The sequence below is a fragment of the Caldovatus sediminis genome, from assembly GCF_014644455.1.
GTDB lineage: Bacteria > Pseudomonadota > Alphaproteobacteria > Acetobacterales > Acetobacteraceae > Caldovatus > Caldovatus sediminis.
The window spans coordinates 22,563-48,908 of sequence record NZ_BMKS01000001.1; the positions used below are offsets into that span (position 1 = coordinate 22,563).

The following is a 26,346-nucleotide window of genomic DNA, read 5'->3' on the forward strand; positions in this document are numbered from 1 at the left end:
GGGCCGGTGGCGCCCCGGCCGCCGCCTACCGGCCGCCGGGGCGCGGCCAGTCGAGCCGCGGCTCGCTCCGGCCGCCGCGCGCGGCGGCCGGCGCGGGCGGCGGCGCGTCCGGCCATTGCGCCGGCGGCGGGATCGGCGGGGTCGCCCGCGGCGGCACGTAGTCGTCACGGCGCGACGGCGCCTGCGGCGGGTCGATCCAGTCGTCCTCCACCGCGGCCGCCGAGCCGCGGCCGCGTTCCCGCGGCGGGGCGTCGGCGACGCGCAGCGCCAGCGCGCGGATCTCGGCCTGGATCTCGTCGAGCTGCGCCTCGATGCCCTCCAGCCGTCCCTTCACCCCGAACACGCTGAACGGCATCAGCAGGTAGGCCAGCGCCAGCAGCCCGAGCAGCAGCAGGAGAACGAGGCCGACCCAGTCCGGCAGTCCGGGGATCGCCAGGCGCGCCGCGAGGGCCTGCAGGAACTCGCCGCCCATTCAGCCCCCGGTGACGCTCATGTGGCGGGCGAGCGCCGGCCGGCGGTGGCGCCGGTCGATGACGAAGTCGTGGCCGCGCGGCTTGCGGGCGATCGCCTCGCGGATCGCCGCCTCCAGCCCCGCCTCGTCCGTCCCCGGATCGCGCAGCGGGCGGCGCAGATCGGCCGCGTCCTCCTGGCCGAGGCACATGTAGAGGGTGCCGGTGCAGGTCAGGCGCACGCGGTTGCAGCTCTCGCAGAAATTGTGGGTGAGCGGCGTGATGAAGCCGATCCGCCGCCCGGTCTCGCGCACCACGTAGTAGCGGGCGGGCCCGCCGGTGCGGTAGTCGGTCTCCTCCAGCGTCCAGCGCTGCCTCAGCCGCGCGCGCACGAGCGAGAGCGGCAGGTACTGCTCCGTCCGGTCGCCGCTGATCTCGCCGAGCGGCATGGTCTCGATCAGGCAGAGGTCGAAGCCGTGCTCGCCGCACCAGGCGATCATGCGGTCGAACTCGTCCTCGTTGACGCCCTTGAGCGCGACGGCGTTGATCTTGACCGCGAGGCCGGCGGCGCGGGCGGCGAAGATCCCGTCCAGCGTCTGCTCGATCCGCCCCCAGCGGGTGATGGCGGTGAACTTCGCCGGGTCGAGCGTGTCGAGCGAGACGTTGATCCGCCGCACCCCCGCCGCCCGGAGCCCGTCCGCGAGCCGCGCGAGCTGTGTGCCGTTGGTGGTGACCGTCAGCTCGCGCAGCCCGCCGGCGCCGAGCCGGGCGCCGAGCGCGCGGACCAGGCTGATGACGTTCTTCCTGACCAGCGGCTCGCCGCCGGTGAGGCGGATCTTCTCCACGCCGAGGCGGATGAAGGCGCCGCAGAGCCGGTCGAGCTCCTCGAGCGTCAGCACCTCCGCCTTGGGCAGGAAGGTCATGTCCTCCGCCATGCAGTAGACGCAGCGGAGGTCGCAGCGGTCCGTCACCGAGACCCGCAGGTAGGTGATGCGGCGCCCGAACGGGTCCACGAGCGGGGCGGCGGCGCCGCTCGCATCGGCGGCGGAGGCCGCGGCGGCCGGAGGCAGGCGGATGTCGGCGGACATGGCGGAGGGGATTTGGGACCCTCCCATCCCGGCCCGCAAGCCCTCCCTGCGGCATTTCCGTCCCGCGCCGCTCCTCGGGGTCCGGCCGGACGGCCCCGGCCCGGCTCAGGCGAGCAGCGCCACCCCGCCGGACCCGAGCAGCGCCGCCAGCGCGAAGCGCCGGTACCAGCCGACCGGCACCACATGGAACAGCCGCGCCCCGATCTGCACCGAGACCAGCAGCACCGGCAGCAGCAGCGCCGCCCGCAGCAGCACCGGCAGGTCGAGCAGGCCGCCGAGGGCCGGCACGACGACCGAGACCACCGCGATCAGGGCGAAGAACAGGATCAGGTTGGCGCGGTGGCGCCGCGCCTCCTCCATCCCGGCCAGCAGGTAGAGGATCACCGGCGGGCCGCTCATCCCCGTCGCCCCCTTCAGCAGCCCGGACAGCGTGCCCACGAACAGGTTGAGGCGGAGCGGGCGGGTTCCCCGATACCTCCAGCCGGAGAGCAGCAGCAGGCCGAACACCAGCACGAAGGCGCCGATCGCCCGGCGGAGCAGATCGGGGTCGGCGGTCAGCAGCGCCCAGGCCCCGAACGGGGTGGCCAGCGCCGCGGCGCCGCCGAGCGGCAGCACCACCCGCCGGTCGGCATCGCCGATCGCGCGCGGCAGGAGCTGGACGGAGACCAGCAGCTCCATCAGCAGCATGACCGGCACCCCGGCCCGCGGCCCCCACAGCGTGCTGTAGATCGGCGACAGCAGCACCGCCGTCCCGAACCCGGCATAGCCGCGCATCAGCCCCGCGGCCGCGGTGGCGGCCACCGCGGCCGCCATCTCCCAGCCGAGAAGGCCGCCTCCGAAATTGAGAACCGTCTCGGTCACGCCGGAGGGTCGTCCAGAATCTGGAGAGTGATCTTCGTTGCGATGATCAGTACCTTGCCGGCATGCTCGAAGCTCACGGTGATCCGGTCCCCCACCACCGACTGCACCTGACCGACGCCCCAGTCCGGACGATCGGGGTGACGGACCCGCATCCCTGGTTCGATCAGTCCCGGCACGGTGCCTCCGGCGAAGGGAACGGTCCGCGAAACGGAGTGGTCAGCTTGCCCCCGAATGATAGCCCGATGCCGCCGCCGCAGGACCCATCCACCATGCCGCAAGGTTTCCGACTGGCCCAACTGATCGCCGCGCGCATCTGCCATGACCTGGGCGGGCCGGTGGGGACGGTGGAGGGCGCCCTCTCCCTGCTCGGCGCCGGCTCGGACGAGGCGATGGCGGTGGCGCGCGAGGGTGCGGCCGCGCTCCGCCAGCGCCTGACGCTGTTCCGCGCCGCGTGGGGCGGCGGGCTCGGCGACGCCACCCTCGCCGAACTGCTCGCCCTGCTCGACGGCCAGGTGGCGGGCGGCCGCGCCCGGCTCGCGGTGGCCGAGGGGCTGTCGCCGGGAACCGCGTTCGCCGCCCCGGTCGCGCAGCTCATGCTGAACGCGGTGCTGCTGGCGGGCGACGCCCTGCCGCGCGGCGGCGTCGTGCTGCTTGGCGGCGATCCGTCGGGGGTGCTGATGGTGCGCCCGGAAGGCGAGGGCGCCGCCTGGCCGCCGGGGCTCGCCGCGGCGCTCGCCGCCGGCGGGCTCGATCCCCGGCGCGCGGCGGACCCGCGCGCGGTGCGGGCGCCGGCGCTCGCGGCCCTCGCCGCCGATCTCGGGGTGCCGCTCGCGCTCGGCCTGGGCGGGCCGGGGGATGCGGGACCGGCGCCGCTGCTGATCGGCCCCGCGCCGCCCCCGCCCGCGGCGTAGCGGCCCCGCGGCGCGGGCTTTACCGAATCTTCGCCCCCGCCCGTCACGCTGCGGCGGAACCCGACCGCGCGGGGGCGCAATGGACGACCTGCTCGCCGACTTCCTCACCGAGACCAACGAGGGGCTGATCGCGCTCGACGCGGCGCTGCTGCGCCTCGAGCGCACGCCGGACGACCGGCCGACGCTGTCGGAGATCTTCCGGCTGGTGCACACGATCAAGGGCACCTGCGGCTTCCTCGGCCTGGCGCGGCTCGAGAAGGTGGCGCACGCGGCGGAGAACGTGCTCGGCCGCTACCGCGAGGGCACGCTGGCGGTCACGCCGGACGGCATCAGCCTGATCCTGCGCGCGCTCGACTGCATCAAGGCGATCGTCGCCGGGCTGGAGGCGGGCGGCGCCGAGCCGCCGGGCGACGACGGCGCGCTGATCGCCGCGCTCGACGCCGCGGCGGAGGGCGGCGAAGCGGGCGCGGCCGCCCCGATGCCGCCGGCGGCCGAGGCGCCCGGGCCGGCGCCCCCGTCCGTCGCGTCGCCCGAAGCGAATCCGGCCCCCGGCGCCGCCCTGCCGGAGGACGCCGCCCCGCCGCCGCCCGGCGGCCCCGGCGCGGCGGCGCCGCAGACGATCCGCGTCTCGGTCGAGGTGCTGGAGGACCTGATGACGCTGGTCAGCGAGCTGGTGCTGACGCGCAACCAGCTCCTCCAGCTCGCCCGCGCCACGGGCGATTCGGCGCTGACCGTGCCGCTGCAGCGGCTGTCGCACATCACCTCGGACCTGCAGGAGGGGGTGATGAAGACGCGCATGCAGCCGATCGGCAACGCCTGGGCCAAGCTGCCGCGGCTGGTGCGCGACCTCGGCCTCGAGCTCGGCAAGAAGATCGTCCTCGAGACGCGCGGCGCCGAGACCGAGCTCGACCGCCAGGTGCTCGAGCTGATCCGCGACCCGCTGACGCACATGGTGCGCAACAGCGCCGATCACGGCATCGAATCGCCGGAGGAGCGCCGCGCCGCGGGCAAGCCGGAGACCGGGCGGATCCTGCTCAACGCCTGCCACGAGGGCGGGCAGATCGTGCTCGAGATCGGCGACGACGGCCGCGGCCTCTCGGTGGAGCGGATCCGCGCCAAGGCGCTCGCCCAGGGCCTCGCGACCGAGGCCGAGCTCGCGCAGATGAGCGAGCGCGAGGTCCTGCGCTTCATCTTCCGCCCCGGCTTCTCCACCGCCGGCCAGGTCACCGCCGTCTCCGGCCGCGGGGTCGGGATGGACGTGGTGAAGACCAACGTCGAGCGGATCGGCGGCACGATCGACCTGCGTTCGCGCGAGGGCCGCGGCACCACCTTCACGATCAAGATCCCGCTCACCCTCGCCATCGTCTCGGCGCTGATCGTCGAGGCGGCGGGCGAGCGATTCGCCATCCCGCAGATCGGCGTGGTCGAGCTGGTGCGCGTCGGCGGCGCGGGCGGCGGCGACGGCGCGACGGAGGGACAGGCGCCCCGCGTCGAGCGGATCAAGGAGGCCCCGGTGCTGCGCCTGCGCGATCGGCTGCTGCCGCTGGTCTCGCTCGCCGAGCTGCTGCGGCTGGACCGCCCGGGGGTGGAGGAGGCCTCGGAAGGCGCCGGCGACGCGGCGGAGGAGGGCTTCGTCGTCGTCACCCAGATCGGCGCGCACGTCTTCGGCATCATCGTGGACCGCGTGTTCGACACCGAGGAGATCGTGGTCAAGCCGGTGGCGCCGATCCTGCGGCACGTGACCATGTTCTCGGGCAACACCATCCTCGGCGACGGCAGCGTGATCATGATCCTCGACCCCAACGGCATCGCCCGCGCGACCGGCGTGGCCAGGGACGATGCCGGCGAGGAGATCGCCGGCGGCGGCGCGGCGGCGGACCATGCCGGCCCCGGCGCGACGGCCCTGCGCTCGGAGGCGCGGACCGCGGTGCTGCTGTTCCGCGCCGGCGGCGAGGAGACGCCGAAGGCGGTGCCGCTCGGCCTGGTCGCGCGCCTCGAGGACATCCCGCGCGAGCGGATCGAGCGCTCGGGCGGCATGCCGGTGGTGCAGTACCGCGGCCAGCTCATGCCGCTCGTGCCCCTCGGGACCGAGGGCTGGGCGCCCGAGGCGGCCGGATCGGGCGGGCGCCAGGCGGTGCTGGTGTTCAACGACCGCGACCGAGCGATGGGCCTGATGGTGGACGAGATCCTCGACGTGGTGGAGGCGCCGCTCAGGATCGAGCGTGGCGCCGCCGAGCGCCCGGGCTTCCTCGGCAGCACGGTCCTCCAGGGCCGGGTGACGGACGTGATCGACACCGCCTGGTGGCTGCGCCAGGCCGGCGAGGACTGGTTCGCCGCGCCGGCAGGCGGCGAGCCCGGCCGCGGCGCGGCGCGCATCCTGCTCGTCGAGGACAGCGCCTTCTTCCGCCATCTCGTCGTCCCCGCGCTCTCCGCGGCCGGCTATGCGGTGACGGCGGTCGAATCGGCGCCGCAGGCGCTGAAGCTGCGCGAGGCGGGCGCGGCCTTCGAGGCGATCGTCTCCGACATCGAGATGCCGGAGATGGACGGCCTCGCCTTCGCCCGCGCCGTGCGCGAGGGCGGCGGCGACTGGGCGGCGCTGCCGATGATCGCGCTCACCTCCCGCGCCGATCCGGCGGACGCCGAGCGCGGCCGCGCCGCCGGCTTCACCGACTACGTCGGCAAGTACGACCGCGAGGCGCTGCTCGCCTCGCTGCGCGACTGCCTCGCGCCGCCGGTCGCGCTCGGCTGAGCCGCCGTGCGGTGCGGTCCGCGGTCCCCGCCAACCGGTCGCAGCGCCGCTCGGCGCGAAGGTCGTCGGCCGACGCGACCCTGACCATCCGCCCCGGGAAAGGCATCCGCCCGTGCAGAGCATGACGACGCACCCGCCGACGCGCGCTACCATGTCCGGCCCGCCCGCCGCCCTCGCCCTCGCCGGGCGGGGCGAGGAGGAGACCTTCCTCACCCTCACCGTCGCCGGCCAGCCCTGCGCCCTGCCGGTGCTCGCGGTGCGCGACGTGCTCGCCGCGCAGGCGATCACGCGGATCCCGCTTGCCCCGGCCGAGGTGGCCGGCAGCCTCAACCTGCGCGGCCGGATCGTCACCGCGATCGACCTGCGTCGCCGCCTCGGCCTGCCGTCCCGCCTGCCCGGCGAACCGGCGGCGATGAGCGTAGTGGTCGAGCACCAGGGCGAGCTCTACTCCCTCCTCGCCGACGCGGTCGGCGAGGTGATCCCGCTGCCGCGCGAGGGCTTCGCGCCCAATCCGCCGACCCTCGACCCGCTCTGGCGCGAGATCTCCCGCGGCGTGCACCGCGAGGACGGGCGCCTGCTGGTCGTGCTCGAGGTCGAGCGCGTGCTGGCGATCGGCTGATCCGGCGAAGGCTGCGATGGATCCCGTCGGCGGCGCGGCGGATGGCGGGCGCGAAGGCGGCGTGGCGCCGCCCCGCCGGATCTGCCTCGTGGTGGACGACAGCCGCGCCGTCCGCGGCGCGGTGCGGCGCATGCTCGAGCCGCTCGGCCTCGCGGTCCGCGAGGCGGAGGACGGCGCCCAGGCGCTGTCCGCCTGCCGGGCGGACCTGCCCGACGTGGTGCTGCTCGACTGGAACATGCCGGTGATGGACGGGATCGCCTTCCTGCGCCGCGCGCGCGCGGAGTTCGGGCCGGAACGGCCGGCGATCGTGCTCTGCACCACCGAGCGGACGCTCGAGCGGATCGTCGAGGCGCTCGACGCGGGCGCGCAGGAGTACGTGATGAAGCCCTTCGACGCCGCGATCCTCGGCGACAAGCTGGCCCGGCTCGGCCTGATCGCGCCGCGGGGCGACGCCGCGTGAGCGCCGCGGAAGCCGCCGGGGCTCCGGCCGGCGCCGCCCCGCCGGCGGAGGCGGAGCCGGTGCGCGTCATGTTGTGCGACGACAGCGCGGTCGTCCGTGGCGCGCTCGCCCGGCTGCTGCGGGCCGATCCCGCGATCCGCATCGTCGCGCAGGTCGGCGACGGGCGCGCGGCGCTCGCCGCCCTGGCGGACGCGCGGCCGGAGGTGGTGCTGCTCGACCTCGAGATGCCGGTGATGGACGGCATGACGGCGCTGCCGCTGCTGCTGCGTCAGCCGGCGGAGCTTCGTCCGGCGGTGATCGTCGCCAGCGCCCTCACCCAGCGCGGCGCCGCGGCGGCGATGGCGGCGCTGCGCGCCGGCGCCGCCGACTACCTGCCGAAGCCGGCCGCCGCCGGCGGCGGCATGGCCGACCCTCTCTTCCGGGCAGAGCTGCTGGAGAAGGTGAAGGGCTGGGCGCGGATTCGCCGACGCCAGCGGATGCCTGCTTCCGCTCCCCGGACCGCGGATGCCGCCGCCGTCGCGCGGCGCGGCGCCGGGCGGCCGGGACCGGCCCCCTCGGGCCGGGCGACGCCGCGCGTTCCGGCGCCCTGGCCGGCAGGCCCGGAAGCTGCGACGCATGCCGCCGTGGCGAGGCGCACCGCGGCCCTGCCGCGTGCCGTCCCGCCGCCGGACCGCGCCGCGCCGCCCGCGGCCGTCCGCCCGGAAGGGACGCCGGACCGCGCCGCCGCCGCGTCGCGCACCGCGCCGCGGGTGGTCGTGATCGGCGCCTCGACCGGCGGGCCGCAGGCGCTGGCCGCGCTGGTGCGGCGCCTGCCCTCCGCGCCCACGGTGCCGGTCCTCGTGGTCCAGCACATGCCGCCCGGATTCACGGCCATGCTGGCCGACCACCTCGGTCGCCTCGGCGGCCCGCCGGCTGCCGAGGCGCGCGAAGGCGAGCCGCTGCGCCCAGGCCGGCTCTACCTCGCGCCCGGCGATCGCCACCTGTTGGTCGAGGCGGGGACGGAGGGGGCGCTGTTCGCCCGCCTGTCCGACGGGCCGGCGGAGAATTTCTGCCGGCCCGCCCTGGATCCGCTGCTGCGCAGCCTGGTCGCGGCCTGCGGCGGCGCACGGCTGCTGGTGGTGGTGCTCACCGGCATGGGGCAGGACGGGCTCGCGGGCTGTCGCGCCGTCGCCGCGGCCGGCGGCCAGGTCCTGGCGCAGGACGAGGCGTCCTCCGTGGTCTGGGGGATGCCGGGCGCGGTCGCGCGGGCCGGGCTTGCCCGGGTCGTGGCGCCGCCCGAGGTCCTGGCGGAGCGGATCGCCGCCGCCCTCTCAGGCCCGGGACCGCGCGCCGCATGAACGGACCGGAGAGCCTCGCCTTCCTGGCCGGACTGGTGCGGGCACGGGCCGGCATCGTGCTGACGCCCGACAAGGCCTACATGCTGGAGACGCGTCTCGCCCCCCTGCTGGCGCGCACGGGCCTCGGCTCGCTCGACGCGCTCGCGGCCCGGCTGCGCGGCGGCGGGCCGGGCGCGGAGCCGCTGGCCCGCGAGGTGGTGGAGGCGCTGACCACCAACGAATCCTCCTTCTTCCGTGACGGCAAGCCGTTCGAGCACCTGCGCCGGCTGCTGCCGCGCCTCGCCGCCGCGCGCCCGGCCGGCCAGCCGCTGCGGGTCTGGTCGGCGGCCTGCTCGACCGGGCAGGAGGCCTATTCGGTGGCCATGCTCGCCGCCGATCCGGCGACCTGGGCGGGCCGCGGCGCCGCGGCGCGGGTGGAGATCCTCGGCACCGACATCGCCCGCGAGGTCCTCGCCCGGGCGCGCGAAGGGCTCTACACTCAGTTCGAGGTGCAGCGCGGCCTGCCCGTGCAGCTCCTGGTGCGGCACTTCCGGCCGGAGGGCGACGGCGCCCGCTGGCGCATCGCGCCCGAGCTGCGGGCCATGGCGCGGTTCGAGGCGTTCAATCTGCTGGACGACCCGCGTCGGCTCGGCCGGTTCGACGTGATCCTCTGCCGCAACGTACTGATTTATTTCGATACCCCGACCAAGGCGGCGGTGCTGAACGCCCTCGCCGGCCAGCTCGCGCCCGACGGGGTGCTCTATCTCGGCGGCGCGGAGACGGTGCTCGGCCTCACCGACCGGCTCCAGCCGCTGCCCTGCGAACGCACCGCCTACACGCTCGCCCCGACGGGCGGCGCCGCGGCCACGACGGGCGCAGGGAGCAGCGGGCTGCGGCCCGCGCACGCCGCGTAGAGGCGTCGCGGCACAGCCCCGACGGCGGCGAGGCGCGCGGCGACGGACAGGACATCGCCGTGGTCGCCGGCGGGACGTGACCGCCGGCGCGTTTCCGGGCCGCCGCCGATCTTGGCTGAGCGCATGGCGGCGCCGGAACGCCGTCGGCCGGGAGACCGGCCCGCAGGTGCCATAGGCCTGCGGGATCCCCGGCCGCCGCCCCGGCGCGGCTCCCGCCGGCCGCGCGCGGGCCGCGCCCTCAGGCCGCCCGCATCGCCGGGGACAGCGACAGGTCCGCCCGCTCCGGCTCCGCTCGGCCCGCATCGCCGCCGGACGCCGCAAGGCGCGCCGCCGCTGCCGCCGTCGCGGCGTCGCGCAGGACGTAGCCGCGGCCCCAGACGGTGCCGATCAGGTTGTCCGCGCCGGCCTGGGCCAGCTTCTTGCGCAGCTTGCAGATGAAGACGTCGATGATCTTCGCCTCCGGCTCGTCGATCCCGCCGTAGAGGTGGTTGAGGAACGCCTCCTTGGTCAGCACCACGCCCTTGCGCAGCGTGAGCAGCTCGAGGATCGCGTATTCCTTGCCGGTCAGGTGCACCGGCCGGCCGCCCACCGTCACCTCCCGCGAATCGAGGTTCAGGCACAGCGGGCCGACGACGAGCGCGGGCTGCGAAAAGCCCTTGGCCCGGCGCACGATGGCATGGATGCGCGCGACCAGCTCGGCCGCGTCGAAGGGCTTGGTGATGAAGTCGTCGGCGCCCATGCCGAAGCCCTTCACCTTGGCCTGGGGCTTGGACTGGCCGGAGAGGATCAGCACCGGGGTCTCGACCCGCGCCGCGCGCAGGCGGCGGACCACCTCGTAGCCCTCCATGTCCGGCAGTAGGAGGTCGAGGATGAGGATGTCGTAGTCGTAGCGGCGCGCCAGCTCGAGCGCCTCCTCCCCCATGTCGGCGGTGTCGGCGACCATCCCCGCCTGCTTCAGCATCAGGGCGATCCCGCGCGCGGTCGTCAGATCGTCTTCAACCAGAAGGACACGCATTCTCGGCACCTCCACCCGTCCCGCGAGCAATCTCACAACTTTCGCGCGTCTTGTGAAGGGGAAATTCAGGGAACGGTCGTATGAAGATCCGTGACAGAAACCTTAAAAAGGATGAACGGTGCTGCAGGCGACCTGTTTCTCCATTTTTGCGCCATCCTCCCCGCCGGACCGCTCCGCTCGAAGCCTCGCCCGGCGCGCGCGCGCCGCCGCCGCGCGCCTCGCCGAGATCCCGGGGATCGAGGTTTCCGGCCGGGTCGCAGGCGTCCGCGGCGGGGCCCTGGCGATCACCGGCATCGCCCCCTTCGCCGCGGTCGGCCGGCGCCTGACGCTGCATCCCGCCCGCCCCGCGCCCTACGCCGCGGCCGCACCGCTGCTCGCCGAGGTCGTGGGCTTCGCGGCCGATGGCGAGACGGCACAGGCCCTCGCCTTCGGCCCGCTCGACGGGATCGGTCCCGGCACGCCGGCGCGGCTGGTCCCGGCCGCCGCAGAGGGACTCGCCGTCTCCGATGCCTGGCTCGGCCGCGTGCTCGACCCGTTCGGGCGGCCGCTGGACGGCGGACCGCCGCCGCTGCCGGGACCCTGGCGCCGGGCACCCCGCGCCGGCACGCCGCCGGAGGCCGGCCGGCGGGCGAGGCTCGGGCCGCGGCTCGACCTCGGCGTGCGGGTCCTGGACCTCTTCGCGACCTGCCGGCGGGGCCAGCGGCTCGGCCTGTTCGCCGCTTCCGGGGTGGGCAAGTCCACGCTGCTCGCCATGCTCGCCCGTCGCGCCGCCTGCGACGTCGCGGTGCTCGCCCTGGTCGGGGAGCGCGGGCGCGAGCTGCGCGAGTTCCTCGAGGACGAACTCGGGCCGGAGGGCCTCGCGCGCTCCGTCGTGGTCTGCGCCACCTCGGACGCGCCGCCGCTGCTGCGCCGGGAGGCGGCCTACACCGCGATGGCCGCGGCGGAGCACTTCGCCGCGGCCGGCCGGCACGTGCTGCTGCTGATGGATTCCGTCACCCGCTTCGCCATGGCGCTGCGCGAGATCGGCCTCGCCGCCGGCGAGCCGCCGGCCACGCGCGGCTATCCCCCGAGCGCCTTCGCCGAGCTGCCGCGCCTCCTGGAGCGCGCCGGCCCGCGCGAGGAGGGCAATCCCGGCGCCATCACCGGCCTGTTCACCGTGCTGGTCGAGGGCGACGACCACGACGAGCCGGTGGCGGACGCGGTGCGCGGCATCCTCGACGGCCACGTCGTGCTCGACCGGCGGATCGGCGAGCGCGGCGGGCGGTGGCCGGCGGTGGACGTGCTGCGCTCGCTCTCGCGCACCGTGCCCGGCTGCCTGGCGCCGGAGGAGCACGCGCTCGCGCAGCGCGCGCGGCGCATCCTCGCCCTGCACGCCGACATGGCCGACCTGATCCGGCTCGGCGCCTACCGCGCCGGCAGCGACCCGGCGGTCGACGAGGCGATCCGGCTCGCCCCCCGGATCGAGGCCGTCCTCGACCAGCGCAAGGAGGACGATTCCGGCCCGTGGGGCGTCGCCGGGAGCTTCGCCGCCCTCGCCCGCGCGCTCGACGGGGAGCCGCCGGCCGATGCGGGGGGATGAGGGCGGCGCGGGGGCGGCGCTCGTCGCCCTCCTCCGCCTGCGCCGGTTCGAGACGGCGGTCGCGCGGCGCCGCCTGGCCGAGCGGGTCGGCGCCGCCGCGGCGGCGGAGGCGCGCCGCGACGCCGCGCTCGAGGCGCTGCAGGCGGAGGCCGCGATCGCCGCCGCAAGCGAGGACGGCGCCGCGCACCACGCCGCCTGGCTGCCGCGCGGCCTCGCCGGCCGCGACCGCGCGGCGGCGGCGCTGCGCCTCGAGGAGGAGCGGCTGGAGGGCGCGCGGGCCGACCTTGCCGCGGCGCGGCGCGCCGAGCGCGCCGTGGAGGTCCTCGCGCAGGAGCGGGCCGCGGCGGCGCGGCGGCGCGCGGCACGCCGGGCGCAGGAGCGCCTGGACGAGATGGCGGCCGCCGCCGCCGCGAGAAGGATCGCGGCGCCTCGGACCTGACCGGTCCGGCCGCTCCGCGCGTGCAGCGCCCATGCCGGGCCCGCTGCCGGCCGCGCGCGGTCGGCGGGCATTTCCGCTCCGGAGCCCGCGCCGGCACCGCGGCCGCCGGGGAGCGGGGGAGAGGATGCGGAAGTGCGCCGGACCCGCCGGCGCGGCGCGGCCGGCGCCCCACTCAGGGCGCGCGTGTCGGGAGGTCGCGGCGTGGTGCCGCGGGCCCGGCGGCTCCCGGCTCGCGCGGCCCTGCCGGAGCAGTGCGGAGCCCGGGCTCCGCGGCGGCAGGGGGCGCCGCGTCCAGGCCGGGCGGCGGCAGCGCCGTGCCGCGCGGGCCGAAAGCGGCATCGTTCGGTCCGTCGCACGCGGCGGTGCCGATGCAGAGCGCAAGGCACGCGGACACGGCGCGGAGACGCGGAGCGCGGAACGGCATCGGCAGGACGACTCCCTCGGAGGGCAAGGACCGCGATGGGCGGCGCGGCGGCCACCCAAGGCCGCCCGACGCGCGGGCGCAACCCCCCGCGGGCCGCGTCGCGCCGCGGCCGGTGGCGCCGAGGCCGGCGAGTCCGTCGCCGGCGCGAGGACGCCGGCGGCGACGAGGGTCAGCGCGCAGGCCCGCGCCGCGGTCCTCCCGCCGCCGGTGGCGGCCGATCAGGACGGCCAGGATCCGGGGGATCGCCAGGCCGCGCGGGCGCGGCGGGACGCGGGGCTGGGCGCGGCCCGTGCCGCGGGCGGACGGCCTGCGCGGGCCGGAAATCCCCGCCCGCCGATCCCGGTCCTCAGGGCGTCGCGGCGCGCAGGCGCCGGTCGTACTCCGCCGCCAGCCCCTCCAGCGCCGCCGCGCCGTCGCCGGCGAAGGAGGAGCCGTGCATCGTCGCCAGCGTCCGCGGCGCGAGCGCCGCGAGGCGGCGGATCGTGCGCCCCATCCCGGGGCTGAGGCTGCTGTAGCCGAACAGGTCCTCCGCCGCGATGGAGGGGCCGAGGATGTCGTCCCGCGTCAGCGCCGGGCCGTCGCCGGCATGGGTGAAGAGGTCGCCGCAGAGCAGCGTGCCCGTCGTCTCCTCGAACATCACCCCCGCGTCCCAGCCGTGCGGGACGTGCGGCGTGTCGAGGTAGCGCAGGCGCCTGCCGCCGATGTCGAGCACCTCGCCGTCGGCGAGGATGCGCGGCGCGCGGTCGGCGACGTCGTTCAGCGTCACCAGGCAGGCGATCGTGCCGTGCGCGACCTCGGCGCGCGGGGCGATCGCGAGCCATTCGTTCATCGCGCCGCACTCGTCGGCCTCGTAGTGGCCGAAGGCGATCCAGCGCAGCCGCTCGGGCGGCACGATGCGCGCGACCGCCTCGCGCACCGCGGGGAACATGCGGCGCAGGCCGGTGTGGAACAGCAGCGGCTCGGCGCCGGCGACGAGGAATTGATTGAAGGTGAAGCCGGCCGGCGCGGCGACCTCCGGCACGAAGGTCGAAAGCCGATAGAGGCCGGCGGCGATCTCGTCGATCCGTGTCCGCATGGGGCGCACCTGTCCGAAGGCGCCGCCGGGGCGCGGCGGCGGGACCGGCATCATGCACGGCAGGCGCTGCCGCCGTGTGTCGGATCGGGTTTCGCGCGTTGCGCCGGCTGCGCGCGGCCGGCGAGTCGCGGGCCGGCCGCGTCGTCCTTGCGGAACGGCGTTGACGGCCGGGCCTCCGGCCTGTATTTAACCATAAGGTTTTTTAACCACTTGGTATATAACTTGGTCCCGGCCGATCGCCTCAGCCGCACCTTCGCAGCCCTCGCCGACCCGACGCGGCGCGCCATCCTCGCCCGCCTCGCCCAGGGCGAGACCTCGGTCACCGAACTGGCCGAGCCATTCGCGATGAGCCTGCCGGCCGTCTCCAAGCACCTGAAGGTGCTGGAGCGCGCTGGTCTGATCACGCGCGGCCGCGCGGCGCAGTGGCGCCCCTGCCGCCTGAATGCCGCACCGCTCAAGGAAGCGGCGGAATGGGTCGAGCACTACCGCCGCTTCTGGGACGAGAGCCTGGACCGCCTCGACACCTATCTGCAACGCCTGCAAGCGGGGAAGAAGGACGATGGGGAACCGCGGTAACAGCGACGCCGCCGCGGCGGCGGCGGGGGAGTTCGCCGTCAGCCGCACCTTCGACGCGCCGCGCGAGCAGGTGTTCGCGGCGTGGACGGAGTGCGCGCACCTGATGCGGTGGTGGGGGCCGAAGGGCTGCACCATGCTGTCCTGCAGGAACGACCTCCGCCCCGGCGGTACCTTCCACTACGGCATGCGCATGCCCAACAACGGCCCGACGCTGTGGGGCAAGTGGGTGCATCGCGAGATCGTCCGGCCGGAACGCCTTGTCTTCCTCGCCTCCTTCGCCGACGAGGCCGGCAACACGGTCCGCAACCCGTGGAGCGCCGAGTGGCCGCTGGAGACGCTCTCGATCGCGACCTTCGCCGAGCAGGACGGGCGGACGACGATCACGCTGCGCGCCGTGCCGCACGAAGCGACGGAGGCGGAGCGGAAGACCTTCGAAGCCGCGCATGCGTCCCTGCGGCAGGGCTGGAGCGGGACCTTCGACCGGTTCGCGGACCATCTGGAGGGGAGCGGAAGCATGAAGTCCCAGGCGGTGATCCCCTATCTGACCGTCCGCGGCGCCGCCGAGGCGATCGCCTTCTACGCGAAGGCGTTCGGCGCGGTCGAGCAGATGCGCCTGCCGGCGCAGGACGGCAAGCGCCTGATGCACGCGGCGCTGAGCATCAGCGGCGGCAGCCTGTTCCTGAGCGACGAGTTCCCGGAACAGTGCGGCGTCTCCGCGCCCGTCAACGGGCAGCAGCCGCCGGTCGGGGTCGTGCTCGACCTGGCTTCGCCGGCCGAGGTGGACGCCACCTACCGCCGCGCCATCGAAGCCGGCGCGACGAGCGTGATGGAGCCGTCGGACCAATTCTGGGGCGCGCGTTTCGCGGCGCTCGTCGATCCCTTCGGCCACCGCTGGATGCTCAACGCGGCGCCGGAAAAGGCGGCCTGATACGCGGCCAGCCGATCCGCCGGCGGGCGGGCCGACGGCGGCACGCCCGACCTCGCGACACACAAGCGGACGAGTCTGCCCCATGACGACAGCAAACCCCGCCTCCGCGGGATCCGGCGCCATCGACCGCGACCTGGTCCTCACCCGCGAGTTCGACGCACCGCGCGAGGTCGTCTTCCGGGCGTGGACCGATTCCGTGCGGCTGGCGCAGTGGTGGGGCCCGCATGGCTTCAGCAATCCGGTCTGCGAGCTGGATCCGCGGCCTGCCGGCGCGATCCGCATCCACATGCGCGGGCCGGACGGCAGCACCCACCCGCACCGCGGCCTCGTCCGCGAGATCTTGGAGCCGGAGCGGCTGGTCCTCACCATGGCCCTGGAGGACGAGGCGGGCCGGACCATCCTCGAAGTGCTGACGCGCGTCACCCTCGCCGAGGCGAAGGGCGGCGGGCGCACGCGGCTGACGCTGCAGGCGAGCGTCATCCGCGCCGCGCCCGGCGCGGAACCGTATCTGCGGGGGATGGCGCAGGGCTGGAACGAGAGCCTGCAACGCCTCGCCACGACGGCAGCGACGGGTCGCGCGGCCGAGGAGCCGAGCCTGGTCCTGGTGCGCCGCTTCCGGGCGAGCCCGGCGCTGGTCTACCGCGCCTGGACGCGGCCGGAGATGCTCGCGCAGTGGTGGGGTCCGCACCACACCCGCGTCGAGCGCGCGGAACTCGATCCGCGCGTCGGCGGGCGCTTCCGCGTGGTGCTGGTCGAGGCCGGCAGCGGCCAGCGGCACGAGGTCTCCGGCACCTACGCCGAGGTCGAGCCGGAGCGGCGGCTGGTCTTCAGCTGGGCTTGGGCCAGCACGCCGGAGCGGGTCTCGCGCGTGACCGTCACCTTCCGGCCGGTGGTGGACGGCACCGAGATCACGCTGCTCCACGACCGCTTCGCCGACGCCGACACCGCGACCCGCCACCGCCGCGGATGGACGGAATCGCTCGAGCGGCTGGCGGCGCGCGTCGCCGTCGGCGACGCCTGACGCAACCATCGCACCGGGGAGAAGACGCGATGATGGCCGAACCGCAAGCCGAGCACCGCTGGCTCCGGCAGCTCGTCGGCGCGTGGCGCTACGAGGTCGAGTGCACCATGGGGCCCGGACAGCCGATGTCGAAATCGTCGGGGACGGAAACCGTGCGCACGCTCGGCGGCCTCTGGGTGGTGGCGGAAGGCCGGGGCGAGATGCCCGGCGGCGGCCCGGCGACGATGCTGCTGACGCTCGGCTTCGATCCGCGGCGGGGGCGGTTCGTCGGCAGCTGGGCCGGCTCCATGATGACGCATCTCTGGGTGTATGACGGCGCGCTGGATGCGGCCGGGAAGGTGCTGACGCTCGACACCGAGGGCCCCGACTTCACCGCGGAGGGCAAGCACGCGAGGTACCAGGACGTCATCATCCTCGAGGACGACGACCATCGCCTGCTGACCGGCCGCCGGCTCGGCGATGACGGGCGCTGGCACGTGCTGATGACGGCCCGCTATCACCGGGCCAAAGGGTAGGCCACCGGCTGGTCCCGCTCGCGGCGCGCGCGGCCGCCCGGCGGGCTGCGCGGCCGGCGCGCAGGATCTTCCCGCCAGGGGCGCGCCGCCGCGGCGCGACCCGGTCTTCCGCCTCGCCCCCGGACCAAGCCGATCATGCCGCGGCGGCATGACCCCGGAGGGGCCGCGCCCGCCCGATCCGGCCGATCGCCGGCTGCCGCGGCTGCGGGACCGTGGCAGGCGCAGTCGGGGAGGCGGAGGCAACCTCTTCCCGCGCACCGCGCGGCGCGGCCGTGGACGCCGCCCGCGCCGCCGTGCCGCCGCCGGAGAACATGACGGCGGCCCGCCGGGGCTTCGCGCAGCCCGCCATCCGCATTACTAGGCGGCCTTCCTGCTCGGTCCCGACGGCACCCGGGTCGAGGCGGTCTGCCACCGCGCCTCGGCGCCGGGCGCCCGGACACGACCGCCAGGATCGCCAGGCCCCTGCCCCACCATCCGCGCCGCGGAGCCCGCCGCCCATGGACCAGACCAGCCCCCGCATCGAACCCGTGATCGGCCTGATCGGCGGCTCCGGCCTCTACGACATCGACGGGCTGGAGGAGCGGGAATGGCGCCGCGTCGAGACGGGGTGGGGCGATCCCTCCGACGCGCTGCTGTTCGGGCGGCTCGCCGGCGTGCGCTGCGTGTTCCTGCCGCGCCACGGGCGGGGGCACCCGACGCCGCCCTCGGCGCTCAACTACCGCGCCAACATCGCCGCGCTGAAGCGCGCCGGCTGCACGGAGGTGATCTCGCTCTCCGCCGTCGGCTCGCTGCGCGAGGAGCTGCCGCCCGGGCACTTCGTGATCGTGGACCAGTTCATCGACCGCACCTTCGCGCGCGAGAAGAGCTTCTTCGGCCCCGGCTGCGTCGCGCATGTCTCGATGGCGCACCCGGTCTGCGCCCGCCTCGGCGACGCGCTGGAGAGCGCGGCGCGGGGGCTCGGCCTGCCGGCGACGCGCGGCGGCACCTACCTCGTGATGGAGGGGCCGCAGTTCAGCACCAGGGCGGAGAGCGAGCTCTACCGCTCCTGGCGCTGCGACGTCATCGGCATGACCAACATGCCGGAGGCCAAGCTCGCCCGCGAGGCGGAGCTCTGCTACGCGACGGTGGCGATGGTGACGGACTTCGACTGCTGGCACCCGGAGCACGACGCGGTGACGGTGGAGCAGGTGGTGAAGGTGCTGTCCGCCAACGCCGACAAGGCGCGCGCGCTGGTCCGCGCGGTGGTGCCGATGCTCGGCGCGGCGCCGCGCGGCCCCTGCCCGCAGGGCTGCGACCGGGCGCTGGAGAGCGCCATCGTCACCGCGCCGGAGAAGCGCGATCCGGCGCTGCTCGCGAAGCTCGACGCCGTCGCCGGGCGGGTGTTCGGGGGAGCAGGCGGCGGCTGACACGGCGCCGCGGCGGGCCGGCCGGCGCGCCCGGCTCCGGGTTCCGCTGGCCGCCGGGACCGCGGACGGGATCTCGGCTTGCGGCGTCCTCGCCTCGCCTCTCCTCCGGAGCGAGCCCGAGCAAGGCGGCCGGAGGCCGGCCGTTCCCGGCGGCCGCTGGCGTTCCGCCGCCGCGGCGCCTATGCAGCCCTCGCCCGCCGATGACCGTCCCGCCGCCGTCGCCGCCCGTCCCGTCCCAGCGCCGCGCCGCCTGGCTGAACAGCCTGCTCGTGGACCACGCGCTGCTGCGCATCTCCTGGCGCAACTGGGGCGTGGTGGAGGGCGGACGCCTGTACCGCTCCAACCATCCCCTGCCCTGGCAGCTCCGCCAGGCGGCGCGGCGCTTCGGGCTGCGCACGGTGATCAACCTGCGCGGAGAGCGCGCGGAGTGCGGCTCCGACCGGCTCGGGCGCTGGGAGGCGGCGGCGCTCGGCCTCGCGCATTTCGACGCGCCGTTCGAGAGCCGCGGCGCCCCGCACCGCGAGCGCGTTCTGCGGCTCGCGGAGATCTACCGGACGATGGCGGAGCCGGCGCTGATCCACTGCAAGTCGGGCGCCGACCGCACCGGCCTCGCGGCGGGGATCTGGCTGCTCCTGCAGGGCCGGCCGGTGGAAGCGGCGATGGCGCAGCTCTCGCTGCGCTTCGGCCATGTCCGGCAGAGCCGGACCGGCGTGCTCGATGCGTTCTTCGCGCTCTACGCCGCGCACCTGCGCGAGCGCGGGCCGAAGCCGTTCCTCGACTGGGTGCGCGAGGACTACGACGAGGAGGCGCTGCGCCGCGCCCACGCCTCGCGCGCGTGGGCGGACCGGCTGGTGGACGGCGTGCTGCGGCGCGAGTGACGGCGATGGCGCGGCCGGGCGCGCCGCACGCCGAGGTTGCGCGATCGGGGGCGGCGGGTAACATTCCTCCCCCGCAGTAATGGATCCGGGCCGCCGAATGCCGCTTCGCCGCACCTTCCCCGTGCTCGTCCTCGCCGCGGGGGGCCTCGCCGGCGCGGGCTGCGCGCAGCCGCAACCGCAGCAGGTCGTCGTCGCCCCGCCGGCAACCCGGCAGGTCGTGGCGCCGGCCTGCGACACGCGGTTCCGGGTGGTCAACCGCTCGACGATGACGGTGCGGAACCTGCAGTTCAGCCACTCCAGCCTGAGCGGCTGGGGAGCCGATCAGCTCGGGGCGAGCATGCTGCCGCCCGGTCAGGCCATGCTTTTCCGGGCTGCGAACACCGGCAACTACGATTTCCGCGCCACCTGGGTGAACGGCCACACGGCCGAGCGCTACGGCGTCAACGTCTGCGCCCTGCGCAACGTGATCATCACCAACTCGGGGATCGCGGTGGACTGACGCCGCTGGCGGCCGGTGCCGACCCATCGGCCGCCCCCTCGCAGGCCGGCGCAAACCTCCGGTCCGCCAGGCTTCGCCGCATCGGTGGCGGGCCGCGCGGGGCACGGCATCGCTTGCCGGGTGATGTCGCCAGCATTGCGGCGCCGGGCGCGGCGAAGGCTACGCCGCGCGCGCCCCGGCAGCGCGCGGCAGCACGGCGCGCAGCGCCGCGACCAGCTCCGCCATCATCGCGTCCGTGTGCAGCGGCGTGGCGCAGAGGCGCAGCCGCTCCTCGCCGCGCGGCACGGTCGGGTAGTTGATCGGCGTGGCGTAGACGGCGTGCTCGGCGAGCAGGCGGCGCGCCACCTCGCGGCAGAGCGCCGCCTCGCCGATCCGGAGCGGGACGATGTGGCTCGCGCTCGGCATCCGCGGCAGGCCGGCGGCGTCGAGCGCCGCCTTCAGCGCCGCCGCGCGCTCGGCGAGCCGCGCGCGCGGCGCGGGATCGGCGCGCAGCAGCCGCACGCTCGCCAGCGCGGCGGCGACGACGTGCGGCGGCAGGGCGGTGGTGAAGATCAGCCCGCCGGCGGTGGAGCGGATGTAGTCCACCAGCGCCGCGTCGCCCGCGACGTAGCCGCCGTGCACGCCGAAGGCCTTGGCGAGCGTGCCCTCGATGACGTCCACGCGGTGCGCGACGCCGTCGCGCTCCGTGATCCCGCCGCCCGTGGCGCCGTAGAGGCCGACGGCGTGCACCTCGTCGCAGTAGGTGATCGCGCCGTGGCGCTCGGCGAGGTCGCAGATCGCGCCGATCGGGGCGATGTCGCCGTCCATCGAGTAGACGCTCTCGAAGGCGATCAGCTTCGGCGCCTCCGCCGGCGCGGCGCGCAGCTTGGCCTCGAGGTCGGCGAGGTCGTTGTGCCGCCAGATGTGCCGCGCCGCGGGGGCGCCGCGCATGCCGGCGATCATGCTGTTGTGGTTCTTGGCGTCGGAGAAGACGTGGAAGCCGGGCAGCGCCGAGAGCAGCGCCGAGAGCGCCGCCTGGTTCGCCACGTAGCCGCTGCCGAACAGCAGCGCCGCCTCCTTGCCGTGCAGCGCGGCCAGTTCGGCCTCCAACGCCGCGTGCAGCGGCGAGGTGCCGGAGATGTTGCGCGTGCCCCCCGCCCCGGCGCCGTGCGCGCGCAGCGCCGCCTCCGCCGCCGCCAGCACCGCGGGGTGGGTGCCCATGCCGAGGTAGTCGTTGGAGGACCAGACCGTGACCTCGCGCGGCGCCTCGCCGCCCGGCGGATGCCAACGGTAGCGCGGGAAGCGCCCGGCGATCCTCTCCAGGCGCGCGAATTCGCGGTAGCGGCCCTCGCGGCGCAGCCCGTCGAGGCTGTCGCGGGCGTGGGCGAGGAGCGTGGTGCGGGTGTCCATGGCGCGCGGCGACAAGAGCGCCGCGGCTAATGGCACACGAGGGGTCCGCGATCCAGTGGCGCCGCCGTCCATGGCCGCATTCGGACACCCTCCGGTCGGCGATCGCGTTGACCTGGATCAAGCCGCGCGGCGGGTTCCCGGTCCGGGACGCCGCCCCTTGCGCTCCCGCGCCCGGGCGTGATTTCACGCACGGGGCGGAAGGCAGGGGACGATGGAGGACGCCGCCGCGGTCGCCGCCGCGCTCCGGCGCGTGACGGCGGTGACGGTCACGCACGACAGCGCCGCGGTGATCGGCGGCTTCCTCGCCGCCTGCCCGGACGGGCTGCGCGTGGTCGTGGTGGACAATGCCAGCGCCGACGGCACGGCGGAGGCGGTGGCCGCCTCCGGCCGGGACGCGGTGCGGCTGCTGCGCGCCCCGGCGAACCGCGGCTTCGGCGCCGGCTGCAATCTCGGCCTCGACGCCGTCGAGACGGAGTTCGCCCTGCTCGCCAATCCCGACGTGCGGCTCTCGGCGCCGGCGATCGCCGCCCTCGTCGCGGCGGCGGACCGCTTCCCGGAGGCCGCGATCCTCGCCCCCGCGCTGCGCACGGCCCCCGATGCGGCGCATCCCGGGGGCCGGCCGGTGCGCTCCTGGAACGCCGCGCCGCACCGCCGGCCCCTGCTGCCCCGGCGGCGCGACGCCGAGCCCTGGCCGGAGGGGCCGATCTGCGCCGGCTACGTCTCCGGCGCGGCGATGCTGCTCCGGCGCGCCGACGCCGCCGCCTGGCTGCGCTTCGACGAGGGGTTCTTCCTCTACTACGAGGACGACGACCTCTGCGCGCAGGCGGCGGCGCGCGGGCGGAGCGTGGTGCTGGTGCCCGGGGCGGCGGTGGTGCATGCGGGCGGGCGTTCCTCCAGGCCCTCCGCGCGCCTCGCCTGGCGCAAGGCGTTCCACATGGCGCGCTCGCGCCTGCGCTTCACGGCGAAGCATGCCGGCGCGGCGGCGGCGCGGGCGGAGGCGCTGCGGCGGCTCGGGCGGCACGCGGGCAAGGCGCTGGGGCACGCGGCGACCGCGCAGGGCGGCAAGCTGCTCGCCGACCTCGCGGGCGGCGCGGCGACGCTCGCCTGGATCGCGGGGCTGGGGCGCGGCGGCGGACCATGCCGGCCCCGGCGCTGGGGCGAGTGAGCGGGGCGAGCAAAAGGGACAAGGGCCAGGCGAGGATGACGGAACCCCTCAGTTTCCTGCACCTGACGGACCCGCATCTGGTCCCGCCGGGGCAGCGCCTCTACGGCCTCGACCCCGCGGAACGGCTGCGCGCGGCGGTGGCGGACATCGTCGCGCGTCACGGCCCGGACGGGCCGGCGCCGGCGGCGTTCGCACTGCTCACCGGCGACCTGGCGCACCACGGCTCGGCGGAGTCCTACGCGCTGCTGCGCGAGATCCTCGCGCCGCTGCCGATGCCGGTGCACCTGCTGCTCGGCAACCATGACGACCGCGCGGCGTTCCGTGCCGCCTTCCCCAGAGTGCCGGCGGACCGGCACGGCTTCGTGCAGAGCGCCTTCGCCACGCCGGTCGGGCGCTTCCTGCTCCTCGACACGCACGAGCCGGGGACCGCGGCAGGCGCGCTCTGCGCGCGGCGGCTCGCATGGCTCGCGGAGCGGCTGGCCGAGGCGAACGACGCGCCGGTGTTCCTCGCTCTGCACCACCCGCCGGCGCGGTCCGGCATCGCCGGCATGGATCGGATCCCGCTGCGCGACGCCGAGGCGCTGTGGGAGGTGCTCGCGCCGCACCGCGCGCGCATCCGCCACATGTTCCACGGCCACCTGCACCGGCCCTTCGCCGGATCCTGGCGCGGCATCCCCTTCTCCTCGCTGCGCGGGACGAGCCATCAGGTCGCGCTCGACCTGGCGGAGCGGACGAAGGTGCCGGGCAGCCACGAGCCGCCGGCCTACGCGCTGGTGCGGGCGAGCGCGGAGGAGGTGGCGGTGCACATGCACGACTTCCTCGACGCCACGGCCCGGTTCCACCTCTAGGCCGCGACCGCAGCCCGGCGCGAGGCCGCCCTGGCGCGATCCCGCGCTCCGCGCCATGCTGCGCGGCCGAGGGGGACTGCCGCACCGCCACGCCATGCCGACGCCATCCGCCGCGCGCTGCCGCGTGGGACGAACGCCTCGCATCGCAGCAGAGAAAGCCCGGCGCGCCGAGCGTCCGCGGCGCGCCGCGAGGTCCGGCTGATGCCGCTCTGGCTCGCGGCGACGCTCGCCGCCGCCCTGTTCCAGACCTGGCGCACCGCGCTGCAGCAGCGCCTGCGCGGCCAGCTCTCGGTCAACGCCGCGGGGGTGGTGCGCTACCTCTACGGCGTGCCGGTCGGCCTCGCCATCTTCCTCCTCTACCTCGCGCTGTTCGAGGCCGCGCCGCGGCCGATGGGCGCGGAGTTCCTGCTCTGGTGCGCCGGCGCCGGCATCCTCCAGATCCTCGGCACCAACCTGCTGATCATGGCCTTCGGGCCGCGCGGCTTCGCCGTCGGCACCGCCTACGCCAAGACCGAGGCGGCGCAGGGCGCGTTCATCGCGCTGCTCCTGCTCGGCGAGGAGCTCTCGGCGCTGGCCTGGGCCGGCATCGGGGTCTGCGTCGCCGGCACGCTCTACCTCTCCCTCGCCGGGCGGACGCAGGGGCTGCGCGAGATCTTGCGCGCCACGGTGCAGCCGGCGGCGCTGTTCGGCCTCGGCTCGGGCTTCTGCTTCGCCTTCACCGCGGTCTGCATCAAGGGGGCGAACCACGCGCTGGGCGGGACGGAGCTGGTGCTGAACGCGCTGCAGTCGCTGGTCGTGACCAACGTCATGCAGACGCTGATGCAGGGCGGCTACCTGCTCTGGCGCGAGCCGGACCAGCTCCGCGCCGTCGTCGCCACCTGGCGCACCAGCGCGCAGGCCGGCGCGCTCTCCGCCTGCGGCTCGGCCTGCTGGTTCACCGGCTTCGCGCTGGCGCCGGTGGCGATGGTGCGCGCGGTGGGCCAGGTGGAGATCCTGTTCACCCTCGCCTTCAGCCGCTGGTACCTGCGCGAATCGCCGACGCGCACCGACATCCTCGGCGCGCTGACGGTGGTCGCGGGCGTGGTGCTGGTGCTGCTCGGGCGCTGACGGCGGGCGCGGGTCAGCCCCTCTCGGGCGGGAACAGCGCGGCGATCGCCGCCGGGTCCACCTCCTCGACGGTGGGCGGCGTCCAGCGCGGCGCGTTGTCCTTGTCCACCAGCACGCTGCGCACGCCCTCGGCGAAGTCCGGATGGCGCGTGATGGTGCGGGTCAGCGCCAGCTCCAGCTCCAGGCACTGCTCCAGCGTCAGCCCGGCGCCGCGGCGCAGCAGCTCGTGGGCGACGAACATCGCGGTCGGCGACATGCGGCGGAGCGTGGCGAGCTGCTCGCGCGCCCAGTCCGTGCCCTCGCGCTCGAGCGCGGCGAGGATCGCCGGCACGGAGCCGGCGCCGAAGCAGCGGTCCATCGCCTCGCGGTGCGGGGCGAAGGAGGGCGGGGGCGGCGGCTCGGCGAAGCGCGCGACCACGGCGTCGGCCTCGCCCTCGGCGACCAGCGCCGCGCGCAGGGCGGGCAGCCTCTCGCGCGGCACGTAGTGGGTGGCGAGGCCGGCATGCACCGCCTCTCCGCCCCGGAGGCGCGCGCCGGTCAGCGCCAGCCACAGCCCGATCTTCCCGGGCAGCCGCGGCAGCACGTAGGAGGTGCCGACGTCCGGGAACAGGCAGATCGCCGTCTCCGGCATGGCGAGCAGCGCGTGCTCGGTCACGACGCGGTGGCTGCCGTGCACCGAGACGCCGATCCCGCCGCCCATGCAGACGCCGTCGATCAGCGACACCCAGGGCTTGCCGAAGCGGGCGATGGCGCCGTTCACGCCGTACTCGGTGGCGAAGAAGGCCTCGACCCCGGCGGCGTCGCCGGCCAGCGCCAGCTCGCGGATGCGCCGCACGTCGCCGCCGGCGCAGAAGGCGCGGCCGCCGGCGCCCTCCAGCACCACGAGCCGCACCGCGGGATCGTCGCGCCAGGCGGCGATCACCTCGGCGAGGGCGCGCACCATGCCGAGGTCGAGCGCGTTCAGCGCCCGCGGCCGGTTCATCAGGATGGTCCCCGCCGCGCCCTCGCGGCGGGCGATCACGCTCGGTTCGGTCGTGGCGGTATCGGACACGCGCGCGCTCTCCCCTCGGGCGAAGTCTCCGGAGAGGCGGTTAGCCGCTCACCTGCGGGAGAGCAACCCGATCACCACGGCGGTCAGGGCCGCGCCGATCAGGCCCTTCTTCGCGCTCTGGCTGCGCAGCAGCGGCACGAGCGCGAGCATCCGCGCGCCCGTCTCCGTGACCTCCTGCATCGCGTCGCGGCGCACGCGCAGCGCCTCGACCTCGATCGGGTCGTAGGGCCGGCGGCGGGCGAGGAAGCCGAACAGCGCGAGCAGCACCAGATCGCCCCCGGCGACGATCAGCGCCGCCCACGCCGCGCCGCGCTCCGGCGTGTTCAGCGCCGCCCAGGCCGCGAGGTGCAGCATGACGACCAGCATCAGGCCGAACAGCGCCGCCGCCGCGCCGAGGCCGGCCTGGATCGCGTAGCCGCGGCCCATGCGCCGCAGGTGCAGCCCCTCCGCCTCCGCGGCGAGCCGAAGCAGGCGGAAGAGCCGCATCGTTCACCCCCCTTCCCGCGTGGCCGGATCCGTTCCGCGCGTGCGCACGTGCGCGGGCGCGTTCAGCGCCGGTCCGAGGAATAGACGTAGGTGGTGCCGCCCGTCAGCCGCCCGATCAGGAAGCCGGCGAGCGCCGCGACGCCCACCGCGAGCAGCGGCCGCTCCCGCACCGTCGAGGAGAGCGCGTCGGCCTGACGTTCGATCCGGTCGCGCGCGCGGGCGGCGTAGTCCTCCACCGTCTCGGCGGCGCCGGCGAGGGCCGGGGTGACGCGCTCCTGCATCAGCTTCTCGACCTGGGCGCGCAGCCGCGCCAGCTCCTCGCGCGCGTCCTCGGCCAGGCGTTCGGCGGAGGCCGCGGCCTCGCCCTTCAGCTCGCGCATGTCCTCGCGCATTCCGGCGGCGGTGCTGGAAGATCCGGTGTTCTGGGACATGGCGCGCACTCCTTCCCTGCGGGCAACGTTGCCCGGTCAACGCGGCTCTCCCGCCCCCGGTTCCTCCTTGTCCGCCTGCCGGCCGGCGCAACCCGCTTGACGCGCCGGCGGCGCGGGGGGGAGCTTGCGCGCCGCGACCGGGGGGCG

Annotated in this window: 28 protein-coding genes; 18 read left to right on the forward strand and 10 right to left on the reverse strand. The window is 75.9% G+C overall.

All coding sequences use genetic code 11. The features are described from left to right. Positions 1 to 25: 25 nt before the first annotated feature. The 4 genes from IEX99_RS00110 to IEX99_RS00125 form a co-directional block, all read right to left on the reverse strand. On the reverse strand, positions 26 to 472 hold the full coding sequence (locus IEX99_RS00110) for a hypothetical protein (protein ID WP_188897224.1): 447 nt from the start codon (positions 470 to 472) through the stop codon (positions 26 to 28). Further along, positions 473 to 1,537 (reverse strand): GTP 3',8-cyclase MoaA, encoded by a 1,065-nt coding sequence (gene moaA / locus IEX99_RS00115; RefSeq protein WP_188897226.1) that lies wholly within the window; start codon positions 1,535 to 1,537, stop codon positions 473 to 475. 105 nt (positions 1,538 to 1,642) lie between these two features. Continuing rightward, positions 1,643 to 2,398 (reverse strand): sulfite exporter TauE/SafE family protein, encoded by a 756-nt coding sequence (locus tag IEX99_RS00120; protein ID WP_229677708.1) that lies wholly within the window; start codon positions 2,396 to 2,398, stop codon positions 1,643 to 1,645. After that, positions 2,395 to 2,550 (reverse strand): DUF3553 domain-containing protein, encoded by a 156-nt coding sequence (locus tag IEX99_RS00125; protein WP_373285143.1) that lies wholly within the window; start codon positions 2,548 to 2,550, stop codon positions 2,395 to 2,397. Before IEX99_RS00125 ends, IEX99_RS00120 begins: the two co-directional genes overlap by 4 nt. Positions 2,551 to 2,667: 117 nt before the next feature. Between IEX99_RS00125 and IEX99_RS00130 the strand changes: the two genes are divergently transcribed. From IEX99_RS00130 to IEX99_RS00155, 6 genes are all read left to right on the forward strand, one after another. Then, positions 2,668 to 3,309 (forward strand): histidine phosphotransferase family protein, encoded by a 642-nt coding sequence (locus IEX99_RS00130; protein WP_188897230.1) that lies wholly within the window; start codon positions 2,668 to 2,670, stop codon positions 3,307 to 3,309. Between the two features lie 79 nt (positions 3,310 to 3,388). Further along, entirely contained in the window at positions 3,389 to 6,058 is a 2,670-nt protein-coding gene (locus IEX99_RS00135) for a hybrid sensor histidine kinase/response regulator (protein WP_188897232.1), read from the forward strand. Positions 6,059 to 6,209: 151 nt separating this feature from the next. Continuing rightward, positions 6,210 to 6,677, forward strand: a complete 468-nt coding sequence (locus IEX99_RS00140; RefSeq protein WP_188897234.1) for a chemotaxis protein CheW — start codon at positions 6,210 to 6,212, stop codon at positions 6,675 to 6,677. 16 nt (positions 6,678 to 6,693) lie between these two features. Next, on the forward strand, positions 6,694 to 7,137 hold the full coding sequence (locus IEX99_RS00145) for a response regulator (protein WP_188897236.1): 444 nt from the start codon (positions 6,694 to 6,696) through the stop codon (positions 7,135 to 7,137). Then, the gene (gene cheB, locus IEX99_RS00150; RefSeq protein WP_229677709.1) at positions 7,134 to 8,474 is read left to right on the forward strand and encodes a chemotaxis-specific protein-glutamate methyltransferase CheB; all 1,341 of its coding nucleotides are present in this window, start codon (positions 7,134 to 7,136) and stop codon (positions 8,472 to 8,474) included. Before IEX99_RS00145 ends, cheB begins: the two co-directional genes overlap by 4 nt. Beyond that, complete coding sequence (locus IEX99_RS00155) at positions 8,471 to 9,367, forward strand: CheR family methyltransferase (RefSeq protein ID WP_188897238.1); 897 nt, start codon at positions 8,471 to 8,473, stop codon at positions 9,365 to 9,367. The genes cheB and IEX99_RS00155 overlap by 4 nt, the downstream gene beginning before the upstream one ends. A 238-nt stretch (positions 9,368 to 9,605) precedes the next feature. Here the strand turns inward: IEX99_RS00155 and ctrA are convergent, their stop codons facing one another. Further along, positions 9,606 to 10,382: a response regulator transcription factor CtrA gene (gene ctrA, locus IEX99_RS00160; protein WP_188897240.1), complete on the reverse strand. Its 777-nt coding sequence runs from the start codon at positions 10,380 to 10,382 to the stop codon at positions 9,606 to 9,608. Between the two features lie 118 nt (positions 10,383 to 10,500). On the opposite strand from ctrA, the gene IEX99_RS00165 reads away from it, so the two are divergent. Both IEX99_RS00165 and IEX99_RS00170 read left to right on the forward strand, forming a co-directional pair. After that, the gene (locus IEX99_RS00165) at positions 10,501 to 11,961 is read left to right on the forward strand and encodes a FliI/YscN family ATPase (RefSeq protein WP_229677710.1); all 1,461 of its coding nucleotides are present in this window, start codon (positions 10,501 to 10,503) and stop codon (positions 11,959 to 11,961) included. Continuing rightward, on the forward strand, positions 11,948 to 12,400 hold the full coding sequence (locus IEX99_RS00170) for a hypothetical protein (protein ID WP_188897242.1): 453 nt from the start codon (positions 11,948 to 11,950) through the stop codon (positions 12,398 to 12,400). Before IEX99_RS00165 ends, IEX99_RS00170 begins: the two co-directional genes overlap by 14 nt. 770 nt (positions 12,401 to 13,170) lie before the next feature. Here IEX99_RS00170 and IEX99_RS00175 read toward each other — a convergent pair. Then, positions 13,171 to 13,899, reverse strand: a complete 729-nt coding sequence (locus IEX99_RS00175; RefSeq protein ID WP_188897244.1) for an oxygen-binding di-iron domain-containing protein — start codon at positions 13,897 to 13,899, stop codon at positions 13,171 to 13,173. Between the two features lie 210 nt (positions 13,900 to 14,109). On the opposite strand from IEX99_RS00175, the gene IEX99_RS00180 reads away from it, so the two are divergent. The 7 genes from IEX99_RS00180 (at position 14,110) to IEX99_RS00215 (ending at position 19,722) form a co-directional block, all read left to right on the forward strand. Continuing rightward, entirely contained in the window at positions 14,110 to 14,475 is a 366-nt protein-coding gene (locus tag IEX99_RS00180) for an ArsR/SmtB family transcription factor (RefSeq protein WP_229677711.1), read from the forward strand. Further along, positions 14,459 to 15,403, forward strand: coding sequence for an SRPBCC domain-containing protein (locus IEX99_RS22240; RefSeq protein WP_229677712.1), 945 nt, complete (start codon positions 14,459 to 14,461; stop codon positions 15,401 to 15,403). Before IEX99_RS00180 ends, IEX99_RS22240 begins: the two co-directional genes overlap by 17 nt. Positions 15,404 to 15,485: 82 nt before the next feature. Beyond that, complete coding sequence (locus tag IEX99_RS22245) at positions 15,486 to 16,424, forward strand: SRPBCC family protein (protein WP_229677713.1); 939 nt, start codon at positions 15,486 to 15,488, stop codon at positions 16,422 to 16,424. 32 nt (positions 16,425 to 16,456) lie between these two features. After that, positions 16,457 to 16,939: a DUF1579 domain-containing protein gene (locus IEX99_RS00200; RefSeq protein WP_229677714.1), complete on the forward strand. Its 483-nt coding sequence runs from the start codon at positions 16,457 to 16,459 to the stop codon at positions 16,937 to 16,939. Positions 16,940 to 17,436: 497 nt separating this feature from the next. Continuing rightward, a complete protein-coding gene (locus IEX99_RS00205; RefSeq protein WP_188897246.1) occupies positions 17,437 to 18,345 on the forward strand; it encodes an S-methyl-5'-thioadenosine phosphorylase in 909 nt (302 codons plus the stop codon). A gap of 200 nt (positions 18,346 to 18,545) precedes the next feature. Further along, positions 18,546 to 19,223, forward strand: coding sequence for a tyrosine-protein phosphatase (locus IEX99_RS00210; RefSeq protein WP_188897247.1), 678 nt, complete (start codon positions 18,546 to 18,548; stop codon positions 19,221 to 19,223). Between the two features lie 97 nt (positions 19,224 to 19,320). Then, positions 19,321 to 19,722 (forward strand): hypothetical protein, encoded by a 402-nt coding sequence (locus tag IEX99_RS00215; RefSeq protein WP_188897248.1) that lies wholly within the window; start codon positions 19,321 to 19,323, stop codon positions 19,720 to 19,722. A 159-nt stretch (positions 19,723 to 19,881) separates the two neighbouring features. Here IEX99_RS00215 and hemA read toward each other — a convergent pair whose 3' ends face one another. After that, on the reverse strand, positions 19,882 to 21,111 hold the full coding sequence (gene hemA, locus IEX99_RS00220) for a 5-aminolevulinate synthase (RefSeq protein ID WP_188897250.1): 1,230 nt from the start codon (positions 21,109 to 21,111) through the stop codon (positions 19,882 to 19,884). 211 nt (positions 21,112 to 21,322) lie between these two features. Here hemA and IEX99_RS00225 point away from each other — a divergent pair, with 211 nt between their 5' ends. The 3 genes from IEX99_RS00225 to IEX99_RS00235 all read left to right on the forward strand — a co-directional run bounded on the left by IEX99_RS00225 (position 21,323) and on the right by IEX99_RS00235 (position 24,231). Continuing rightward, on the forward strand, positions 21,323 to 22,276 hold the full coding sequence (locus IEX99_RS00225) for a glycosyltransferase family 2 protein (RefSeq protein WP_188897251.1): 954 nt from the start codon (positions 21,323 to 21,325) through the stop codon (positions 22,274 to 22,276). A 35-nt stretch (positions 22,277 to 22,311) separates the two neighbouring features. Beyond that, positions 22,312 to 23,124, forward strand: coding sequence for a phosphodiesterase (locus IEX99_RS00230; protein ID WP_188897253.1), 813 nt, complete (start codon positions 22,312 to 22,314; stop codon positions 23,122 to 23,124). A gap of 201 nt (positions 23,125 to 23,325) precedes the next feature. Then, a complete protein-coding gene (locus IEX99_RS00235; protein WP_188897255.1) occupies positions 23,326 to 24,231 on the forward strand; it encodes an EamA family transporter in 906 nt (301 codons plus the stop codon). Between the two features lie 13 nt (positions 24,232 to 24,244). Here the strand turns inward: IEX99_RS00235 and IEX99_RS00240 are convergent, their stop codons facing one another. The 3 genes from IEX99_RS00240 to IEX99_RS00250 form a co-directional block, all read right to left on the reverse strand. Continuing rightward, a complete protein-coding gene (locus IEX99_RS00240; RefSeq protein WP_188897256.1) occupies positions 24,245 to 25,282 on the reverse strand; it encodes an enoyl-CoA hydratase/isomerase family protein in 1,038 nt (345 codons plus the stop codon). 48 nt (positions 25,283 to 25,330) lie between these two features. Then, positions 25,331 to 25,768: a hypothetical protein gene (locus IEX99_RS00245; protein WP_188897258.1), complete on the reverse strand. Its 438-nt coding sequence runs from the start codon at positions 25,766 to 25,768 to the stop codon at positions 25,331 to 25,333. 62 nt (positions 25,769 to 25,830) lie between these two features. Beyond that, the gene (locus tag IEX99_RS00250) at positions 25,831 to 26,199 is read right to left on the reverse strand and encodes a DUF883 family protein (protein ID WP_188897260.1); all 369 of its coding nucleotides are present in this window, start codon (positions 26,197 to 26,199) and stop codon (positions 25,831 to 25,833) included. Positions 26,200 to 26,346 lie beyond the last annotated feature (147 nt).

Coding starts and splice junctions, on each gene's coding strand:
- IEX99_RS00130 (WP_188897230.1), top strand. CDS start 2,668: ATGCCGCAAGGTTTCCGACTGGCCCAACTGATCGCCGCGCGCATCTGC.
- IEX99_RS00110 (WP_188897224.1), bottom strand. CDS start 472: ATGGGCGGCGAGTTCCTGCAGGCCCTCGCGGCGCGCCTGGCGATCCCC.
- hemA (WP_188897250.1), bottom strand. CDS start 21,111: ATGGACACCCGCACCACGCTCCTCGCCCACGCCCGCGACAGCCTCGAC.
- IEX99_RS00125 (WP_373285143.1), bottom strand. CDS start 2,550: ATGCGGGTCCGTCACCCCGATCGTCCGGACTGGGGCGTCGGTCAGGTG.
- moaA (WP_188897226.1), bottom strand. CDS start 1,537: ATGTCCGCCGACATCCGCCTGCCTCCGGCCGCCGCGGCCTCCGCCGCC.
- IEX99_RS00215 (WP_188897248.1), top strand. CDS start 19,321: ATGCCGCTTCGCCGCACCTTCCCCGTGCTCGTCCTCGCCGCGGGGGGC.
- IEX99_RS00155 (WP_188897238.1), top strand. CDS start 8,471: ATGAACGGACCGGAGAGCCTCGCCTTCCTGGCCGGACTGGTGCGGGCA.
- IEX99_RS22245 (WP_229677713.1), top strand. CDS start 15,486: ATGACGACAGCAAACCCCGCCTCCGCGGGATCCGGCGCCATCGACCGC.
- IEX99_RS00250 (WP_188897260.1), bottom strand. CDS start 26,199: ATGTCCCAGAACACCGGATCTTCCAGCACCGCCGCCGGAATGCGCGAG.
- IEX99_RS00210 (WP_188897247.1), top strand. CDS start 18,546: ATGACCGTCCCGCCGCCGTCGCCGCCCGTCCCGTCCCAGCGCCGCGCC.
- IEX99_RS00170 (WP_188897242.1), top strand. CDS start 11,948: ATGCGGGGGGATGAGGGCGGCGCGGGGGCGGCGCTCGTCGCCCTCCTC.
- IEX99_RS00230 (WP_188897253.1), top strand. CDS start 22,312: ATGACGGAACCCCTCAGTTTCCTGCACCTGACGGACCCGCATCTGGTC.
- IEX99_RS22240 (WP_229677712.1), top strand. CDS start 14,459: ATGGGGAACCGCGGTAACAGCGACGCCGCCGCGGCGGCGGCGGGGGAG.
- IEX99_RS00145 (WP_188897236.1), top strand. CDS start 6,694: ATGGATCCCGTCGGCGGCGCGGCGGATGGCGGGCGCGAAGGCGGCGTG.
- IEX99_RS00140 (WP_188897234.1), top strand. CDS start 6,210: ATGTCCGGCCCGCCCGCCGCCCTCGCCCTCGCCGGGCGGGGCGAGGAG.
- IEX99_RS00225 (WP_188897251.1), top strand. CDS start 21,323: ATGGAGGACGCCGCCGCGGTCGCCGCCGCGCTCCGGCGCGTGACGGCG.
- IEX99_RS00205 (WP_188897246.1), top strand. CDS start 17,437: ATGGACCAGACCAGCCCCCGCATCGAACCCGTGATCGGCCTGATCGGC.
- IEX99_RS00175 (WP_188897244.1), bottom strand. CDS start 13,899: ATGCGGACACGGATCGACGAGATCGCCGCCGGCCTCTATCGGCTTTCG.
- IEX99_RS00135 (WP_188897232.1), top strand. CDS start 3,389: ATGGACGACCTGCTCGCCGACTTCCTCACCGAGACCAACGAGGGGCTG.
- IEX99_RS00200 (WP_229677714.1), top strand. CDS start 16,457: ATGGCCGAACCGCAAGCCGAGCACCGCTGGCTCCGGCAGCTCGTCGGC.
- IEX99_RS00245 (WP_188897258.1), bottom strand. CDS start 25,768: ATGCGGCTCTTCCGCCTGCTTCGGCTCGCCGCGGAGGCGGAGGGGCTG.
- IEX99_RS00235 (WP_188897255.1), top strand. CDS start 23,326: ATGCCGCTCTGGCTCGCGGCGACGCTCGCCGCCGCCCTGTTCCAGACC.
- ctrA (WP_188897240.1), bottom strand. CDS start 10,382: ATGCGTGTCCTTCTGGTTGAAGACGATCTGACGACCGCGCGCGGGATC.